Here is a 14,585-nt window from a genome sequence, read left to right as displayed (position 1 = left end):
ATCGGCCGGGCAAACCGCGCCCGGCTGGTTTGTGCGCGTTTGCGCTAACGTTTCCTTTCCCTTTTGTATGAACGGCGATCCGCCACGCACGCATATGGCGCAAGCCGTGTCGCAACACCCGCCGTTCTGGCACAGCCTTAAACAAGACGTTTTTTTCTGGTCGCTGCTGGCCATCTGCGGCGCGCTGACGCTCGCGGCACCCCGGCGCATCATTGAATATCCGGCACTCATTGATTGGCACACCATTGCCGCGTTGGCCGGTTTGCTCATCTTGACAAAGGCGGTTGAGGCCAGCGGCATGCTGCAGCTGCTCGGCCGGCGCCTCGTCGAAGTAGCCAGCAGCCAGCGTGTGCTGGCACTCAGCCTGGTAGCGGCTTCGGCAGCGCTGTCGACCGTGTTGACCAACGATGTGGCGTTGTTCGTGATCGTGCCGCTCACCGTCGGCTTGCGGCAGGTGGCCAGTCTGCCGGTGGCGCGGCTGGTGATATTCGAGGCGCTGGCGGTCAATGCGGGCTCCGCGCTCACGCCGATCGGCAACCCGCAGAACCTCTTCCTGTGGCATCAATCGGGGCTGTCGTTTGGTGCGTTTGTCTGGCAGATGACGCCGATGATCGTGCTGCTGATGGCCTTGCTGCTGGTGGTAACGTGGCTGGCGTTTGCCTCGCACGAAATCCATCTGCACAGTGAAACCGGCGACGTGGAGTTACACAAGCGCCTGCTTGTGCCGGCGCTCGTGCTGTACGTGCCGTTTCTGGTGCTGACCGATCTGGGCCATCCGCTGATGGCGGCGGCCGGGTTGATCGTGCTGTACCTGATCGGCGCACGCTATGTGCTGGCCCGAGTGGACTGGGGCCTGCTGCTCGTGTTCATGCTGATGTTCATTGACCTGCGGCTGGTGGCGCAGCTTGGCATCGTGCGGCAGGCGCTGGATGCGCTGGCGTTGAGCAATCCCATGCATCTGTATTGGGCGGGCATTGGCGTGTCGCAAATCATCAGCAACGTGCCGGCGGCGATCCTGCTGGCCGAGTATTCGCACGACTGGCCGATGATTGCCTTCGCGGTCAGCGTGGGCGGATTTGGCACGCTGATCGGGTCATTGGCCAACCTGATTGCGTTACGCATGCTGGGTGACCGTCGTGCCTGGTGGGTATTTCACGTGTACTCGATGCCGTTTCTCTTGGCTGCGGCGGGCATCGTGTACGCGTGGCTGATGTGGCTGCGTTAGGCTGGCACGGTATCCCAATCGGGCGCGAAGGCTGGCTGTACGTAACGCAGCGTCTTCGGCAAGGCGGCAATGGCGACACGGTCTGCGTCGTCCAAGCGCAAGCGCAGCGCGTCAAGGTTCGCCTGCTGGCTTTCACGCCGCTGGGCCTTGGGGATGGCGATCACGTCAGGTTGCTCCAGCAACCATGCAATGGCCACCTGTGATGCCGAAGCGCCATGCTTGCGGCCAATCGCCTGCAGCGTAGCATCTTCGGCCGCGCGCCCTTGCGCCAGCGGCGCGTAGGCGGTAAGCGGAATGCCCTTGCCGCGCAGGTAGTGCAGCAGCGCCGATTGGTCCAAAAACGGGTGGTATTCCACCTGCACGCACGCGAGGGGTGCGCCGATCGTGTCGATGGCGGTTTTGAGCATCGGCAGGTTGAAATTACACACGCCAATGGCCCGCACGCGGCCGCTTTCACGCAGCGCCATCATCGCTTCCATCGTCGCCGCCATGTCCATGCCGGGCGCGGGCCAGTGGACGAGATACAAGTCGACGTAATCGAGTTTCAGCTTGGCAAGGCTCTGCTCCAACGCCAGAGGAACGGCGCGCGGCGCAAGCTGGTCATGCCAGACCTTGGTGGTGACGAACATCTCTTCACGCGACAGGCCCGAGGCGGCGATGGCCGCGCCGACGGCATCTTCGTTGGCATACATCGCGGCGGTGTCGATGTGCCGATAGCCCAGCGCCAGCGCGCTCTCGACGACGGGCTGACAGACGTTGCTCGCCACGCGGAATGTGCCGAGGCCCAGCCTGGGAATGGAAACACCTTGCGTCTTCAATGCTTCTTGCATGTGCGGCTCCTTCGGTTTGCCATGAATGTTGGAGGGCCATGGTGCCGATTGCCGATCTTTGAATAAAGTGCGTACCATGCAAATCATTCGTGAAAAAATTCCCGCAATAGCCACGAAAGGGAAGGGATTGCATGACGTTCGATGGGCAATTGTTCTCCGGCATTACGCTGCTGGCGGCCGTCGTGGAAAGCGGCAGCTTCGTGCGCGCGGCCGATGCGCTCGGGTTGTCACCGTCCGGAGTGAGTCGCGCCGTCAGCCGGTTGGAAGCGCGCATCGGCGTGCGGCTGATTGAGCGGACGACGCGTTCGCTCACGCTCACCGACGAAGGCCGTCGCCTCTACGAACAGGTCAGCCCGCACCTGACGGGCATCGCCGACGCCGCAGCGATGGCCTCGGGTGCAGTTGGCACGGTGCAAGGGCGTTTGCGGGTGAATGTCGATCCGTTTTTCTCGCGGATGGCCCTCGCGACGCCGGTGGCCGGTTTTTTGGAGCGCCACCCGGACTTGTCGCTTGAACTGATCATGCGGGACGACGTCGGCGATCTGGTGGCCGACGGGTTTGATCTGGCGATTCGCTTCGGGCCGCCGCCCGTGGGTTCGTTCGTGGCGCGCAAGCTGGTCGAAACGCGCATCGTGACGGTGGCATCGCCGGATTACATCGCGCGGCGCGGCAAGCCGGCACACCCACGCGATGTGCCTTCACACGAGCGCATCCTGTTCTACAACCCGGTGACGGGGCGCCCCTACGAGTGGGAGTTCTGGCGCCAGAATGAACGCATCGAGATCCGGCCCGCCGGGCGGTTGATGGTGTCGGACGTGCGCACGATGCATGCGGCATGCGTTGCCGGCGCTGGTATTGCCCAGGTGATGGCGCTCGGTACAGAAGAGTTGCGGCGTAGCGGTCAGCTGGTCGACCTATTCCCTGATTGGCCGGACGAGCGCTTTGCGCTGTACGCGCTGTATCCGTCGCGCCGCTACCTGCCGGCGAAGGTGCATGCGTTTATCGATTTCTGCGTCGAGAACCTGCCTGCAGGCTAGCCCGTAAAGTACTGCGGCCGCACTAGGCGGCCGCAGGCAGATGAAGCTGGAAAGCGTCAGACCTTCTTGGCCGCCATCACGGCTTCCGACACGTTGCGCGGTGCCTCAGCGTAGTGCTTGAACTCCATCGTGTATGTCGCACGGCCCTGGCTGAGCGAACGCAGATTGGTGGAGTAGCCGAACATTTCGGCCAACGGCACCTCGGCGTGCACGACCTTGCCGCCGCCGCCCGGAATGTCTTCCGTGCCTTGCACCATGCCGCGTCGTGACGACAGATCGCCGATCACGTTGCCCATGTAGTCCTCCGGCGTTTCCACTTCCACGGCCATCATCGGTTCGAGCAGGATGGGCCCGGCCTTGCGCATGGCGTCTTTGAAGGCCATCGAGCCGGCCATGCGGAACGCGTTTTCGTTCGAATCCACGTCGTGGTACGAGCCGAAAGTCAGGCGCACCTTGACGTCGACCACTGGGTAGCCCGCCAGCACGCCCGTGTTGAGCGTGTCCCGGATGCCCTTGTCCACTGCCGGGATGAATTCACGCGGGATCACGCCGCCCTTGATCTCGTCGACGAACTCGTAGCCTTTGCCGTCGTTCGGCTCCAGCGTGATGACTGCGTGGCCGTATTGGCCCCGTCCGCCCGATTGCTTGACGAACTTGCCTTCGACGTCTTCAGCGGCCTTCTTGATGGTTTCGCGGTAAGCCACCTGCGGCTTGCCGACGGTCGCTTCCACGCCAAACTCGCGCTTCATGCGGTCGACCAGGATTTCCAGGTGCAGCTCGCCCATGCCAGAAATAATGGTCTGGCCGGATTCCTCATCCGTCTTTACGCGGAATGACGGGTCTTCCTGTGCCAGGCGGTTCAGGGCGATGCCCATCTTTTCCTGGTCGGCCTTGGTCTTGGGCTCGACAGCCTGGCTGATCACGGGCTCAGGAAATTCCATGCGCTCCAGCACAATGACGTGCTCGGGGTCGCACAGCGTTTCGCCGGTCGTCACATCTTTCAGGCCGACCGCAGCCGCGATGTCACCGGCCAGCACTTCCTTGATTTCTTCGCGCTGGTTGGCGTGCATCTGCAGGATCCGGCCCAGGCGCTCGCGCTTGCCCTTGACCGAGTTGTAGACCGTATCGCCGGAATTGATCTTGCCCGAGTACACGCGGAAGAACGCCAACTGGCCGACGAACGGGTCGGTCATGATCTTGAAGGCGAGCGCGGCGAAGGGCTCGCTGTCGCTGGCGTGGCGCTCAAGCGGTTCGTCTTTCTCGCCGTGACCCTGGATGGATGGAATGTCCACCGGAGACGGCAGGTAGTCGACCACCGCATCGAGCATCGCCTGCACGCCTTTGTTCTTGAACGCGGAGCCACAGAGCATCGGCACGATCTCGCCGGCGATGGTGCGCTGGCGCAGGGCGCGCTTGATCTCTTCCTCGGACAGCGTTTCGCCGCCAAGGTATTTGTCCAGCAAGGCTTCATTGGCCTCGGCTGCGGCTTCGACCATCTTGTCGTGCCACTCCTGCGCGGTCGCCTTCAGCTCTTCGGGAATGTCGACGTACTCGAACTTGACCCCCTGACTCGCGTCATCCCAGACGATGGCCTTCATCTTGACGAGGTCGACCACGCCACGGAAATGGTCTTCCGCGCCAACCGGAATCTGGATCGGCACCGGATTGCCTTTCAGGCGATCGCGCATCTGGCGCTCGACGCGGAAGAAATCCGCACCGATGCGGTCCATCTTGTTGACGAACGCAATGCGCGGCACCTTGTACTTGTTGGCCTGGCGCCAGACGGTTTCGGATTGCGGCTGCACGCCGCCCACGGAGTCGTAGACCATGCACGCGCCGTCGAGCACGCGCATGGAACGCTCCACCTCGATGGTGAAATCGACGTGGCCCGGGGTGTCGATGATGTTGATGCGGTATTCCTGGCGATCCCCCGCCATGCCGCGCCACATGCAGTGCGTCGCGGCAGACGTGATGGTGATGCCGCGCTCCTGCTCCTGCTCCATCCAGTCCATCGTGGCCGCGCCGTCATGCACCTCGCCTATCTTGTGATTGACCCCTGTGTAGAACAGGATGCGCTCGGTCGTGGTAGTTTTGCCGGCGTCGATGTGCGCCGAGATGCCGATGTTGCGATAGCGCTCGATGGGGGTCTGGCGGGGCATGATGTTTCTCTTCCGTTGAAGGACACTCGCATCGCCGACTCCGCACCATGCGAAGGGCGAATGTGCGAGTGGGAACACATTATAGGATCGGTCCTAACCCATCGCATGTAGGGGTATTGGATGAAATTTCACCCCCTTGCTCCCTCATATGCGAGTTGCTGGAGGCTCGCAAAGTCCAGCAGTTCGATTTCTCCGTACGCCAGCCTGAGGATGCCGCGCGCCTGGAAATCCTTCAAAACCTGGTTCACGGTTTGGCGGGACAGCGCCAGCAATTGCGCAAGCCGCTCCTGTGGCACGTGCAGCACACGCCGCGTGCCCAGGCGGAGGTCGCCGTAGCCCTCGGCCATCAGTAGCAGGCGCCGCGCCACGCGCACGGGGGCGGGCAGCAGGGCGGTCTCTTCGAGGACGATAAAGGTCAGGCGCAGCTTGTGGGTCAGTAGCAAGGCAAACGCATGCAGCAGCGCGGGTGAGCTATCCAGCAACGCAATCAGCGCCGCTTGCGGCATGTGCAGCAATGTCGTATTGCCGTCGGCGCGGGCGTCATGCGTGCGGGGCTGGCGGTCGAACACGCCGATCTCGCCAAACCAGTTGACGGGTTCCAGCACGGCCAGCAGGGCTTCGCGACCGTCTGCACTCGTCGCGCCGATGCGGATGGTGCCGTCTACCACGCAGTACAGGCCGTCGGGCGCGTCGCCACGCTGGAAGAGGATCTCGCCAGCGCCCAGGCGGCGGACGGAGGCAATGTCGATCAATGCGTCCTGCAAGGCGGCCTCCAACGTGCCGAACCAGCTGCTGGCGTGCAGGCGTTCGCGGTAGGAGCGGGCGTCCAGCGTGCCGGATGGGGCGACGGGGTGGTCCATGGGGGCGGCTGAAGAGCGCTTCGGAAACGTCGAATGTGTCGGCTACGCGACAGAGCGGCGTGCCGTTCACTGACTAGGATGAAACGATCATAACGAGCGTGCGGCTGGAGCGTCCATGCTGCAAACGCACAAAACCGGAGGCCCTCATGCGCAACCTGTCTGACCATCTTTCGAACTACGCCGCCTACCACCAGGACGGCCGCAACATCGCCACGCACTTTGTCGGCATCCCGGCGATCGTGCTGGCGGTTGCGGTGTTGCTGTCGCGCCCTGTGCTGGCAGACCTGTCAGGCGTGCCCGTGACACCCGCGCTGATCGTGCTGGCGCTGACGACGCTGTTCTACCTGCGATTGGACGCGATTTTCGGCGTGGTGATGTTTGCGTTGATCGCCGCATGCGTTTGGGTGGGCAACCATGTCGCCGCGCATTCGACGGCGGCCTGGTTGTCGGTGGGCATTGGCCTGTTCGTGATCGGCTGGATCATCCAGTTTGTTGGTCACCACTACGAAGGACGCAAACCGGCGTTTGTCGATGATCTGGCGGGCTTGGTGATCGGCCCGCTATTCCTCGTGGCCGAGACGGCGTTTGCTCTGGGTTTGCGCGTGAAGCTGCGCGACGAGGTGGTCAGCCGTTCGCACGCCATGCGCGCCTCGATGGGCGGCAAGCACGCCGCCGTCTGAACTGCTCGCTCGGGCTATTTCCCTTCAAGCTTTGCGGCCGGTTGAAAGACCGGCGCACGATTCTGCATACCGGCCAGCACCGCCTCGCGCTGATTGGCCGCGCCGATCAGCCCGTCTTGCTCGATCGACTCGGCCAGCAGAATGGCGGCTGTGTCGCCGTCTTCCACAACACGCATCAAGCGCTTGCCGGCGCGGATGGCATCGGGGCTCTTCTGCGCAATGTCGCGGGCTGCCGCCAGCGCTGCAGCGCGCGGATCGTCTACGACATGCGTCGCCAGCCCCAGGACGCAGGCTTCTTCGCCATTAACGACGCGGCCGCTGTAGATCAGCTCGCGCAATCGATCTGGGCGAACCAGACCGCGCATGAGTGCCATGCCGCCCATGTCGGGCACCAAACCCCATTTGATTTCCATGACGGACAGGCGCGTGTCGGCCGCCACGTAGCGCACGTCTGCGCCCAGCGCAATCTGCAAACCGCCGCCGTAAGCGACACCATGCACCGCAGCCAACACCGGCACCGGCAGGTCGCGCCATACCGTGCAAGCGTACTGGGGCAGATTGGCCGCCCCATGCGTGCGCTTGGCAAGACGGCCAGCGCTGATGTCGGAACCCACATCATTGCTGCCCAGGCTCGCCATGCTGCCCATGTCCAACCCCGCGCAGAAGGCACGACCCTCGCCTGACAACACCACGGCACGCACATCCGTCTCGCTCATCAGGCGTTCACCCACGGCGACGAGCGCTTCGAACATGGCCGGGTCGATGGCGTTCATTTTCTCGGGGCGGTTGAGTCGGACTTCAGCCACGCCGGCGTCGATGCTGAGCAGGATGCGGTCAGTCATGGAGAGTTGTTCTGTGTGAGGTCGACGTCGAATCAATCGGGAGCGATGACCAATGCGTCGCGCTTGTCCTTCACCTGCGCCCAGTGCGCATGATCGGGCAGCGGCGGTTGCACCTTGGTCAGTCGGGGCCAGTCAGCGCGGCGCGAGAGCTGCGCATTCAGTGCGATGAAGTCCTGCTGGTCAGCCGGCACCTCGGCTGCCGGATAGATCGCGCCAACCGGGCACTCCGGCACGCAGATCGAGCAATCAATGCATTCATCCGGATCGATTACCAGGAAATTCGGGCCGGCGTGGAAGCAGTCCATGGGGCAGACTGCGACGCAGTCGGTGTATTTGCATTGGATGCAGGATTCGGTAACTACATATGGCATAACTACGCGGGGTGTTCAAAACCTGTTCAAAATTATGCAGCATCAATCTGAACTCTGACAGGGCTCAGCCCCCGAGAGTTTGCATAGAGGGCGGCCATTTCGTCAGAGGTGTGACCCAGCAGGGTTTTTGTATCGACGAGCCCCTGCTCGAGATACGTCCGCTTGCAGAGTGATCGGATCTCGTGGAATGAGGGGGCATCCTCGCCACCAATCCCGGCCAGTGTGCGAGCTTTGGCGAACGCCAGGGAGATGCTTGTCAGCCTGATTGGATCTCCGCGCTTCGCATCGCCTTGTGGCTTGATGTGGTGGATCAAATACTTGGTGACCACGCCTGTGGAGCGGCAGCGGGCGATCACGTCCCCAAGGGTTACGTTCATGGCGTTAAGACGCAGCTCGAGCGGAATTGCGATGCGCAAGCCGGTTTTCTTAGCGGTCTTGGACCGCTGCATACCACGGCGTCGCCCTGGGTGTAGCTGAAGAGCCAGTTCCGAATTGTTGATCGGTCCTGCCCGGAGACGAGGGCTAGCAGCATTGCATTCTGTAGCCACGCCGATACTTCCGGTGCGCGTTCATAGATCCGCCGAAATTCGTCCAGCGTCAGTCGGCGACGCTTGACGGTGACATCGACCCGCTTAGTCGCGCTCGCCGGGTTTTTGTCCATCCAAGGCCCATGCCTTCGGTGCACATTGCGATAAGCCTGCTGCGCAGTGACTGCGCCATGCGGGCCTTGCCTGCCTCTCTGTAAGGCAAGAGCACGGCGGCACACTGCTTGGTCGTTAGCTCGTGGCAAGGCACGTCGCCGATCGCAGCGCGGATTGTTTTATCAAGCGTCAGCCACGTCTTGCGCGTGCTTTGTGAGATGCCGTCGTAGGGCATCTTGTCGAGCAGGTCCGCTACTGTTTCTACGGGCGCAGAAATCTGCTCAACGAGGGAACGGCGCGGCTGCAATGGCAGCGTTGGCCTCGTGCGCTTCAAAGATGGCCTGCGCCAAGGGTATGCGACCTAGAACGTGCAGTTTGCCGTTGCGCGGATCCCGAAACGTGTAATAGCCCTCGCGCGGCTCGTGGAGGTTCGCCGGCCAATTGGCCCGCTTGCGGATTCTTGGGCGTGCGGCCATTACGCGGCAATCCGATGGACAAGGCGGCGGCGCGCGTCCTTGGAAAAGACGGCGTGCTCGTCAACGTAGTAAGCCTTGCCGACCTTCTCGGCCGGAGGGCAGACGACGGTGCTGACGCCGGATGGCGGGAGCAGCGTGTATAGCTTCCTGAAGCAGAACGGTGTGTTGTTGCCGACTGGGGTGAGTGCGCCGTGTCCGCTGTGTGGGAGCACGTCGCAGAGCACGGACTATGACCCCAGCGGGAACGCTACGCGGAGGGTCGGCTATGACGGGTCGGCAACGACGTATACCTATGATGGGCAGGGGCGGGAGACGAAGCGAGTAGTGGGCGATGGAATTGCGAACGCAAAAACGACCACAACGGAATGGCATCCGACCCTACGGCTACCGATGCGGATCATCTCTCCTGGGAGAAATGACACGTTTGCATACGACGAGTCCGGCAGGGTGACCTCTTACAACTGGTACTACACCGATGATGTCACCGGTTCGATGGGCTCCGCAGCGAATCAAAGCGGACCGGTACATGCATTGAGCTGGTCATATAACGATGCTGGACAAATTGCGCTTGTCGTCGAGAAACTTGATGCAGTAGAAACCGGGCGTTGGTCATTTTCGTACGATGCGTCCGGCAGCCTTCTATCGGTTACAAACGGAGCAGGACAAACTGGGCGCGTAAATGCGTTTGATGCCGCTGGCCGACCAGTCGACGTTGTAACGACGAACGGCGAGCATATCCGCTACCAATACAACGCTCGCGGCCAAGCTACGTCGTACGACAAGGATGGCCGGGTCTTCAATTATGACTACAACGTGTTCGGGCAATTGATTGCCATCCGCGGGCCCGACAACTTTTATATTGGATATGAGTACGATGCCGCGCATCAGCTCGTTGCACTGCTGCGGCCAGCAGATGCACCTGATACCTCGGTAGAAACAGCGGATTCCGTCACCCCTTTCGCTGCGACATCCAGTTACAGCACACGAACGGCTTCTAGCACGCGGCTGGGTTTCTGGGCGCGGCTCCGCGTACTACTAAGTAAGTGGATCGGTAGCCTTATCGGAGATGCACAAGCGCAGGTCCCTGTGATGACCCGCATTCCCGTTATGCCGCTTCCTGGCTACAACGTAGGCGACCCGGCGTCAAATAGTGATCCGGCGAACATGATCGATCCGAGCATTGGGCAGCGGCGCGATCCAAGTCAGGTGATCCGCGCTCAATTGGGCAACGTACTAAACAGTGTATGGAAGTCGATACAGGGGACGGCCCAGGCAATTGCGTCAATTTGCCATATGGGCTCCGACGCGAATGCCGACACGGGCCAGCGGCCGTCAAAGACGCCAAATCAGGGGACGCCCGGATCGAAATACAAGAACCCCGGTAGCGGGCAAGAGAGATGGTACGGAGATGATGGCAAACCGTCGAAAGACGTTGACTACGATCACGATCACGGACAGGGTGTTCCTCATGTCCACGACTGGTATCGTGACGCAAACGGCAATCCCGTTCGCGGTCCGGGTCGCCCGTATGATCCAAAAATTGATAGCTGAGGAAGAAGCTTATGACTGAAGTTTTGGGCGGTTACCACGATGCAACGCTTCTTGCAATCGATACGGACAGCGAGGATCGAACCCTGACGATGAGGTTTCGCACTGTCGAAGGAAACACGCGTGCACTGGTGTTACAGGCCTGCGAGTTCTTCAGAGCTAGTGACTTTGTAGCGCAGAATGTTGTGTCTAGGCTGATACTGATGAAGGGACATGAGCAGAACGTCCATCATCTGGAAGAGAAGTTGCGGTGGGCATCAAGTCGGAGCGACGCGACAAGCTTTCTTTCTCCGGAACGGCTTGCCCTCTTGGTCGAGCGCATCATCAAGGGCGAGCTGACAGTGCTTTATCTCGAGCCCAGCAGTGGCGCGGAGCTTGTTGCCCTCTTTTCGTCGATGCATGAAAACAAGGCGGAATGATAGATTGGTTGATCATGCGGTCGCCGACTCTTGCACTCTCGAAATAGCAAAAAACTCTCCTTTCGGAAGAGAGGTCATCTCCTACGAAATACAAGACGACTTCCAATTTGTTCTTCTTTCTGTAGTGACAGATGGGGTGAGTGATGTGTCGCCTCTGGACAGAAAGAGAATCGCGGCTCTTGTGGACGGTATCGTTCCGAAGAGGGATGGAGAGTATTCCTGGATGGTGAATTTCACTTTGAACGGGAAGATCTTTGATAGCTATTTTGGTGGTGATTTGCTGTCGCCCGACTCTGGCCTGTAAGGCCGGGGGTCGCGCGCCGCTCGTTCTCTTCTGACCTCATGGACGATCTCAAGACCCTGCCAACTTGCCTTGTCGAGTATTTGAAGTCTCCCGTGCTGGAGCGTTCGGACGCGCAGATTCGAGCCTTCCTTGGCAGAACGAGTCATGTGGCAGAAGTTGCGGAGGCCGTGCGGCAGTGGACCCTCAAGAAGGAACGCACGGCATTCGAGTTGCTCGATGACATCGACGCCGACATCAACGCGATTCTGGGCTCGGGCTTAAGTGACGATGCTTCCGACACGCTTTTCCTGATTCACTCATCCTGGACCGCAGATCTAAGTGCCGCGGCTATGTACGAGAGCCTACGCGCAGATGTCCTGGACTTCGTCTGTTCAGGGTTCGGGAAACTTCTGTTGAGCCAGCGAGATGTCGAGAAATGGCTGACAGGATGGTGGTCCGCCATTTCTGCAACGCTGGACGATTTCCAAGCGTCACGTACCGCTGATGAAGCAGTCGGCCGCGTCGTCGGAGTGAACTTGCTGCTCTGTAAATTACAGATGTTCAGTGCTATGGCTCGTTTGAACCCGCTGCTTGAGCGTGGCGCGTGACTTCCGCGAAAGCGAGTATCTGGAGCTAGTTCCCGACCATGCGGATTGACATCGATTTCAGCATCTTCGACTCTCCAGTGAGCGCCTATGGGAACGCGACCGGAGATATCGAAGTTAAGACTCTTCCGAGCGTTGGAGATGTCGTCGACTTGTTCGAAGGTCGAAAGGCTTTCGAGTTGGAGGGGTTCTCGGGGCGGCTGAAGGTGACTTCAGTGGACAAGGCCGAGACCTCCGGCAAAGCAATATTTGCTCTCGAAGATGTTGTTGTCTCGTCAAGAGCGGTGGCGACAGAGCTGGCAGGGAAGCTGGAGGCGGAGCTCGGCCTGTTCTGTATAGATTATGACCAATAACGGACCCACTGGTTTGCAGGGCAAGGCCATGAACCAAGATCTCGAGCAGCTGATCAGCAAGTATCAAAATCACCCGGATTTCCTGGGCCTGCCAATCACGGGTGTCAATCAACCGGGCGCCGTCGATGATTGTCTGCTCCACATTGCCGCGCGGAAAGGGGCGCTTCACGATATTGAAGCGTTGGTCGCAGCGGGGGCTGAGGTCAATCTCCCCGGAGATTTGGGCAATACGCCCTTGCACAATGCGGCACTCACTGGCTCAAAGCCTGCAGTTCTCAAGTTGCTTCAGCTGGGAGCAAAGACCCACATCAAGAACGAATTTGGCGAGACGGCGGCAGAAGTGGCTAAGCGCGGAGGTCGCGCCGATCTAGCTGAAATTTTTCTGCTCGTCGCCAATGCCCAAAGCGGAGAAACCGGCAGTGACCACTGAGAACACGGCAGCTCGGGTAGAGGCAATCGCCCAGGGGCTTCGAATTGCTTTTCCAGTCAGTCCGATCCCGGCGAGCCATCGCCGTGAGGATGGGCAAGTTGATTGGGAGGTCGACGAGGATCTGCAGCGGATTTTGGGAAAAACGTGGCCTGATCTGAAGCTTGAGGATTGGACGCATATGGTCAACCCCATCTTCATTCGCCGCGGAACAAACACTGCATTCTTCAAATACTATGTCCCGTCCATCCTCACTTGTGTATTGCACGACATCGAGTGGGTGGATCAGTTGGCGCTTTCCGCTCTTCTGCCAGACAACCAAAGACGCGAACCTCGCGAGGAGTGGCGAGTATTCCGAGCCAGCTTCTCGCCTGTGCAGGTAAAAGCTATTGTCGCGTTCCTGGAATGGGTTAGGGGCACCGCCGATCCTGTGTCTGCAGAATGGCATTCCGCAGACACGTGCCTGCGTGGTTTGTGGGCATAGTTTCTTCTCTACCGACGAGATGGAAAAGCAAAAGCTGGAAGAAGCAATCGTCGCCGCCTTCGCGGATGTGGAAGCCCCTCCCGATTGGGCGCTAGTGGACAGTCGCGAGGGCTCCGAGCCCGCAGAAGTAGAAGCGATCTTTCGCGGCGTGAAGGATTGGAGAAACCTGCACGTGTTCAAGATGGATCAGGATGCGGTCTTGTCCTTCCTGTCCGATGAAGCTTTCAGGTACTACATACAGGCCTTCATGATCTACGACCTCAAGGGCGAGATCCAGTACAACGACGTCGTCTTCCACCTGACATATGGTCTTCAGGACCAGAGCGCGGCAGAGCCGTTGAATCCTCGCCGATACGGAAGCCGGACCCTTCGGGACGTGGCCGTTTATCGGAACTCGATGTTCTCGCCCGCGCAAGCTGGTGCGATCGTTGAATATCTGAAGTGCAAGCTTGCGGCTGAGGGGCCGGATGGATTTGATGCGCCGGCGATTCGGCAGGCGCTCGACAACTACTGGCTTGCACGAGCGGAGCTGCCTGCGGCGTGAGCCCGCCTAGCTAAGGCGGCGTCGTGCCTGCGCGGTCGCCCGTGCATGATGGAAACTGTGTGATAGCGCTGACCACGGGGCCACAGGTGGTGTGCGAGGGAAAATGAAATGAACGAACCATACCTAGCTCTTTACGTAAGAGATGACGTTTTGTGCTTCGCTAAGAAGTTGCCCAAAGAAAGTAGCCCTCGGGTATTTCTTGAAATAGGCGTTAGAGAGGTGGTCTCCAATGAGTTCGACGAGGCAGCAAGAAAGGTTGGTGGCACCGCTCTTGGAATCCTGAGTCTCTGGCACAAGGACGCGTTCCCCGGTTGGGGCGAGGCTCTTACTCAAATTGAAGAAGGCGAAGAAGACGATCTCTATGTGGCCCATCGCTTGATCAGCGAGTCTGTGACGAAGAAAACGGCAGCACACGTGAAATCGGTCGACCTGTTGCTGAGGTGGGCATCGGCAAAAAACGAAGATGCGAAGAAATTCCTAGAAGAAGCTTGGCCGTTGATTCGAGAGCGGCTGAACAGCTTCGAGACTTGAAGCGGGTACGGTGCTATGAATTTCCTGTCCAATACCCTGATCGTTGAGGTCGATGCCTCAACCGGAGACGTTTTAGTGTCGCATCCGGACCGGAGTAGCGTTCCCAGCGCACTGGTCACCATTCGCCCCGAAACATTGGAGACGATGGAGTTTGATGAGGCGGCGCACTTTCTGGGGGGGAGACTGTTGCTGTTGATGCCGGCGATGCGGGAGCACTTCCGAACCCACATAGAACGCTTGGCTGCTTCTCCGGACGGGAAGCTTGATTAG

21 protein-coding genes are annotated in these 14,585 nt (G+C 60.1%); 12 read left to right on the top strand and 9 right to left on the bottom strand.

Going from position 1 to position 14,585, the window contains the following annotated elements:
• Window positions 1-67: 67 nt before the first annotated feature.
• The gene (locus ACEN9T_RS02950) at window positions 68-1,225 is read left to right on the top strand and encodes an SLC13 family permease (protein ID WP_413706381.1); all 1,158 of its coding nucleotides are present in this window, start codon (window positions 68-70) and stop codon (window positions 1,223-1,225) included.
• On the opposite strand, the gene ACEN9T_RS02945 is transcribed toward ACEN9T_RS02950, so the two are convergent.
• Entirely contained in the window at window positions 1,222-2,055 is an 834-nt protein-coding gene (locus tag ACEN9T_RS02945; RefSeq protein ID WP_413706380.1) for an aldo/keto reductase, read from the bottom strand. The genes ACEN9T_RS02950 and ACEN9T_RS02945 overlap by 4 nt on opposite strands.
• Before the next feature lie 131 nt (window positions 2,056-2,186).
• Here ACEN9T_RS02945 and ACEN9T_RS02940 point away from each other — a divergent pair, with 131 nt between their 5' ends.
• Entirely contained in the window at window positions 2,187-3,092 is a 906-nt protein-coding gene (locus ACEN9T_RS02940) for a LysR family transcriptional regulator (protein ID WP_092975535.1), read from the top strand.
• 56 nt (window positions 3,093-3,148) lie between these two features.
• On the opposite strand, the gene fusA is transcribed toward ACEN9T_RS02940, so the two are convergent.
• Together fusA and ACEN9T_RS02930 are read right to left on the bottom strand one after the other, a co-directional pair.
• Window positions 3,149-5,251, bottom strand: a complete 2,103-nt coding sequence (gene fusA, locus ACEN9T_RS02935) for an elongation factor G (RefSeq protein WP_092975533.1) — start codon at window positions 5,249-5,251, stop codon at window positions 3,149-3,151.
• Window positions 5,252-5,379: 128 nt separating this feature from the next.
• A complete protein-coding gene (locus tag ACEN9T_RS02930; RefSeq protein WP_413706379.1) occupies window positions 5,380-6,111 on the bottom strand; it encodes a Crp/Fnr family transcriptional regulator in 732 nt (243 codons plus the stop codon).
• Between the two features lie 146 nt (window positions 6,112-6,257).
• Between ACEN9T_RS02930 and ACEN9T_RS02925 the strand changes: the two genes are divergently transcribed.
• Entirely contained in the window at window positions 6,258-6,791 is a 534-nt protein-coding gene (locus ACEN9T_RS02925) for a DUF962 domain-containing protein (RefSeq protein WP_413706378.1), read from the top strand.
• A 14-nt stretch (window positions 6,792-6,805) separates the two neighbouring features.
• Here the strand turns inward: ACEN9T_RS02925 and ACEN9T_RS02920 are convergent, their stop codons facing one another.
• The 6 genes from ACEN9T_RS02920 to ACEN9T_RS02895 all read right to left on the bottom strand — a co-directional run bounded on the left by ACEN9T_RS02920 (window position 6,806) and on the right by ACEN9T_RS02895 (window position 9,333).
• The gene (locus tag ACEN9T_RS02920; protein WP_413706377.1) at window positions 6,806-7,633 is read right to left on the bottom strand and encodes a crotonase/enoyl-CoA hydratase family protein; all 828 of its coding nucleotides are present in this window, start codon (window positions 7,631-7,633) and stop codon (window positions 6,806-6,808) included.
• 32 nt (window positions 7,634-7,665) lie between these two features.
• Entirely contained in the window at window positions 7,666-8,004 is a 339-nt protein-coding gene (gene fdxA / locus ACEN9T_RS02915) for a ferredoxin FdxA (protein ID WP_027678878.1), read from the bottom strand.
• Window positions 8,005-8,036: 32 nt separating this feature from the next.
• Window positions 8,037-8,453 (bottom strand): tyrosine-type recombinase/integrase, encoded by a 417-nt coding sequence (locus ACEN9T_RS02910; protein WP_413706376.1) that lies wholly within the window; start codon window positions 8,451-8,453, stop codon window positions 8,037-8,039.
• Window positions 8,454-8,601: 148 nt separating this feature from the next.
• The gene (locus tag ACEN9T_RS02905; protein WP_413706375.1) at window positions 8,602-8,979 is read right to left on the bottom strand and encodes a phage integrase central domain-containing protein; all 378 of its coding nucleotides are present in this window, start codon (window positions 8,977-8,979) and stop codon (window positions 8,602-8,604) included.
• Window positions 8,927-9,121 (bottom strand): phage integrase Arm DNA-binding domain-containing protein, encoded by a 195-nt coding sequence (locus ACEN9T_RS02900; protein WP_092975518.1) that lies wholly within the window; start codon window positions 9,119-9,121, stop codon window positions 8,927-8,929. Before ACEN9T_RS02900 ends, ACEN9T_RS02905 begins: the two co-directional genes overlap by 53 nt.
• Window positions 9,121-9,333: a hypothetical protein gene (locus tag ACEN9T_RS02895; protein WP_413706374.1), complete on the bottom strand. Its 213-nt coding sequence runs from the start codon at window positions 9,331-9,333 to the stop codon at window positions 9,121-9,123. The genes ACEN9T_RS02900 and ACEN9T_RS02895 overlap by 1 nt, the downstream gene beginning before the upstream one ends.
• 235 nt (window positions 9,334-9,568) lie before the next feature.
• On the opposite strand from ACEN9T_RS02895, the gene ACEN9T_RS02890 reads away from it, so the two are divergent.
• The 9 genes from ACEN9T_RS02890 (at window position 9,569) to ACEN9T_RS02850 (ending at window position 14,585) form a co-directional block, all read left to right on the top strand.
• Window positions 9,569-10,672 carry a hypothetical protein gene (locus tag ACEN9T_RS02890; protein ID WP_413706373.1) on the top strand — a complete coding sequence of 368 codons (1,104 nt, stop codon included), beginning with the start codon at window positions 9,569-9,571 and terminating at the stop codon, window positions 10,670-10,672.
• Window positions 10,673-10,683: 11 nt separating this feature from the next.
• Entirely contained in the window at window positions 10,684-11,088 is a 405-nt protein-coding gene (locus ACEN9T_RS02885) for a hypothetical protein (RefSeq protein ID WP_316893757.1), read from the top strand.
• Window positions 11,089-11,430: 342 nt separating this feature from the next.
• Complete coding sequence (locus ACEN9T_RS02880) at window positions 11,431-11,979, top strand: hypothetical protein (protein WP_413706372.1); 549 nt, start codon at window positions 11,431-11,433, stop codon at window positions 11,977-11,979.
• 38 nt (window positions 11,980-12,017) lie between these two features.
• Window positions 12,018-12,329 (top strand): hypothetical protein, encoded by a 312-nt coding sequence (locus ACEN9T_RS02875; protein WP_413706371.1) that lies wholly within the window; start codon window positions 12,018-12,020, stop codon window positions 12,327-12,329.
• A 28-nt stretch (window positions 12,330-12,357) separates the two neighbouring features.
• Window positions 12,358-12,759 (top strand): ankyrin repeat domain-containing protein, encoded by a 402-nt coding sequence (locus ACEN9T_RS02870; protein ID WP_413706370.1) that lies wholly within the window; start codon window positions 12,358-12,360, stop codon window positions 12,757-12,759.
• Entirely contained in the window at window positions 12,749-13,240 is a 492-nt protein-coding gene (locus tag ACEN9T_RS02865; RefSeq protein WP_413706369.1) for a hypothetical protein, read from the top strand. Before ACEN9T_RS02870 ends, ACEN9T_RS02865 begins: the two co-directional genes overlap by 11 nt.
• Window positions 13,241-13,259: 19 nt before the next feature.
• The gene (locus ACEN9T_RS02860) at window positions 13,260-13,784 is read left to right on the top strand and encodes a DUF6714 family protein (protein ID WP_413706368.1); all 525 of its coding nucleotides are present in this window, start codon (window positions 13,260-13,262) and stop codon (window positions 13,782-13,784) included.
• A 108-nt stretch (window positions 13,785-13,892) separates the two neighbouring features.
• On the top strand, window positions 13,893-14,315 hold the full coding sequence (locus tag ACEN9T_RS02855) for a hypothetical protein (protein WP_413706367.1): 423 nt from the start codon (window positions 13,893-13,895) through the stop codon (window positions 14,313-14,315).
• 15 nt (window positions 14,316-14,330) lie between these two features.
• The gene (locus tag ACEN9T_RS02850; RefSeq protein WP_413706366.1) at window positions 14,331-14,585 is read left to right on the top strand and encodes a hypothetical protein; all 255 of its coding nucleotides are present in this window, start codon (window positions 14,331-14,333) and stop codon (window positions 14,583-14,585) included.

The sequence above is a fragment of the Ralstonia sp. Ralssp110 genome (genome assembly GCF_047325135.1).
Taxonomy (GTDB): domain Bacteria; phylum Pseudomonadota; class Gammaproteobacteria; order Burkholderiales; family Burkholderiaceae; genus Ralstonia; species Ralstonia mojiangensis.
Note: the sequence above shows the minus strand (reverse complement) of the source record. Positions and strands in the feature narration are given on the sequence as shown.

What these genes read in the sequence shown, in the direction of transcription:
- ACEN9T_RS02950 (WP_413706381.1), top strand. Translation starts at nt 68, where the DNA reads ATGAACGGCGATCCGCCACGCACGCATATGGCGCAAGCCGTGTCGCAA.
- ACEN9T_RS02945 (WP_413706380.1), bottom strand. Translation starts at nt 2,055, where the DNA reads ATGCAAGAAGCATTGAAGACGCAAGGTGTTTCCATTCCCAGGCTGGGC.
- ACEN9T_RS02940 (WP_092975535.1), top strand. Translation starts at nt 2,187, where the DNA reads ATGACGTTCGATGGGCAATTGTTCTCCGGCATTACGCTGCTGGCGGCC.
- fusA (WP_092975533.1), bottom strand. Translation starts at nt 5,251, where the DNA reads ATGCCCCGCCAGACCCCCATCGAGCGCTATCGCAACATCGGCATCTCG.
- ACEN9T_RS02930 (WP_413706379.1), bottom strand. Translation starts at nt 6,111, where the DNA reads ATGGACCACCCCGTCGCCCCATCCGGCACGCTGGACGCCCGCTCCTAC.
- ACEN9T_RS02925 (WP_413706378.1), top strand. Translation starts at nt 6,258, where the DNA reads ATGCGCAACCTGTCTGACCATCTTTCGAACTACGCCGCCTACCACCAG.
- ACEN9T_RS02920 (WP_413706377.1), bottom strand. Translation starts at nt 7,633, where the DNA reads ATGACTGACCGCATCCTGCTCAGCATCGACGCCGGCGTGGCTGAAGTC.
- fdxA (WP_027678878.1), bottom strand. Translation starts at nt 8,004, where the DNA reads ATGCCATATGTAGTTACCGAATCCTGCATCCAATGCAAATACACCGAC.
- ACEN9T_RS02910 (WP_413706376.1), bottom strand. Translation starts at nt 8,453, where the DNA reads ATGCAGCGGTCCAAGACCGCTAAGAAAACCGGCTTGCGCATCGCAATT.
- ACEN9T_RS02900 (WP_092975518.1), bottom strand. Translation starts at nt 9,121, where the DNA reads ATGGCCGCACGCCCAAGAATCCGCAAGCGGGCCAATTGGCCGGCGAAC.
- ACEN9T_RS02885 (WP_316893757.1), top strand. Translation starts at nt 10,684, where the DNA reads ATGACTGAAGTTTTGGGCGGTTACCACGATGCAACGCTTCTTGCAATC.
- ACEN9T_RS02880 (WP_413706372.1), top strand. Translation starts at nt 11,431, where the DNA reads ATGGACGATCTCAAGACCCTGCCAACTTGCCTTGTCGAGTATTTGAAG.
- ACEN9T_RS02875 (WP_413706371.1), top strand. Translation starts at nt 12,018, where the DNA reads ATGCGGATTGACATCGATTTCAGCATCTTCGACTCTCCAGTGAGCGCC.
- ACEN9T_RS02870 (WP_413706370.1), top strand. Translation starts at nt 12,358, where the DNA reads ATGAACCAAGATCTCGAGCAGCTGATCAGCAAGTATCAAAATCACCCG.
- ACEN9T_RS02860 (WP_413706368.1), top strand. Translation starts at nt 13,260, where the DNA reads ATGGAAAAGCAAAAGCTGGAAGAAGCAATCGTCGCCGCCTTCGCGGAT.
- ACEN9T_RS02855 (WP_413706367.1), top strand. Translation starts at nt 13,893, where the DNA reads ATGAACGAACCATACCTAGCTCTTTACGTAAGAGATGACGTTTTGTGC.
- ACEN9T_RS02850 (WP_413706366.1), top strand. Translation starts at nt 14,331, where the DNA reads ATGAATTTCCTGTCCAATACCCTGATCGTTGAGGTCGATGCCTCAACC.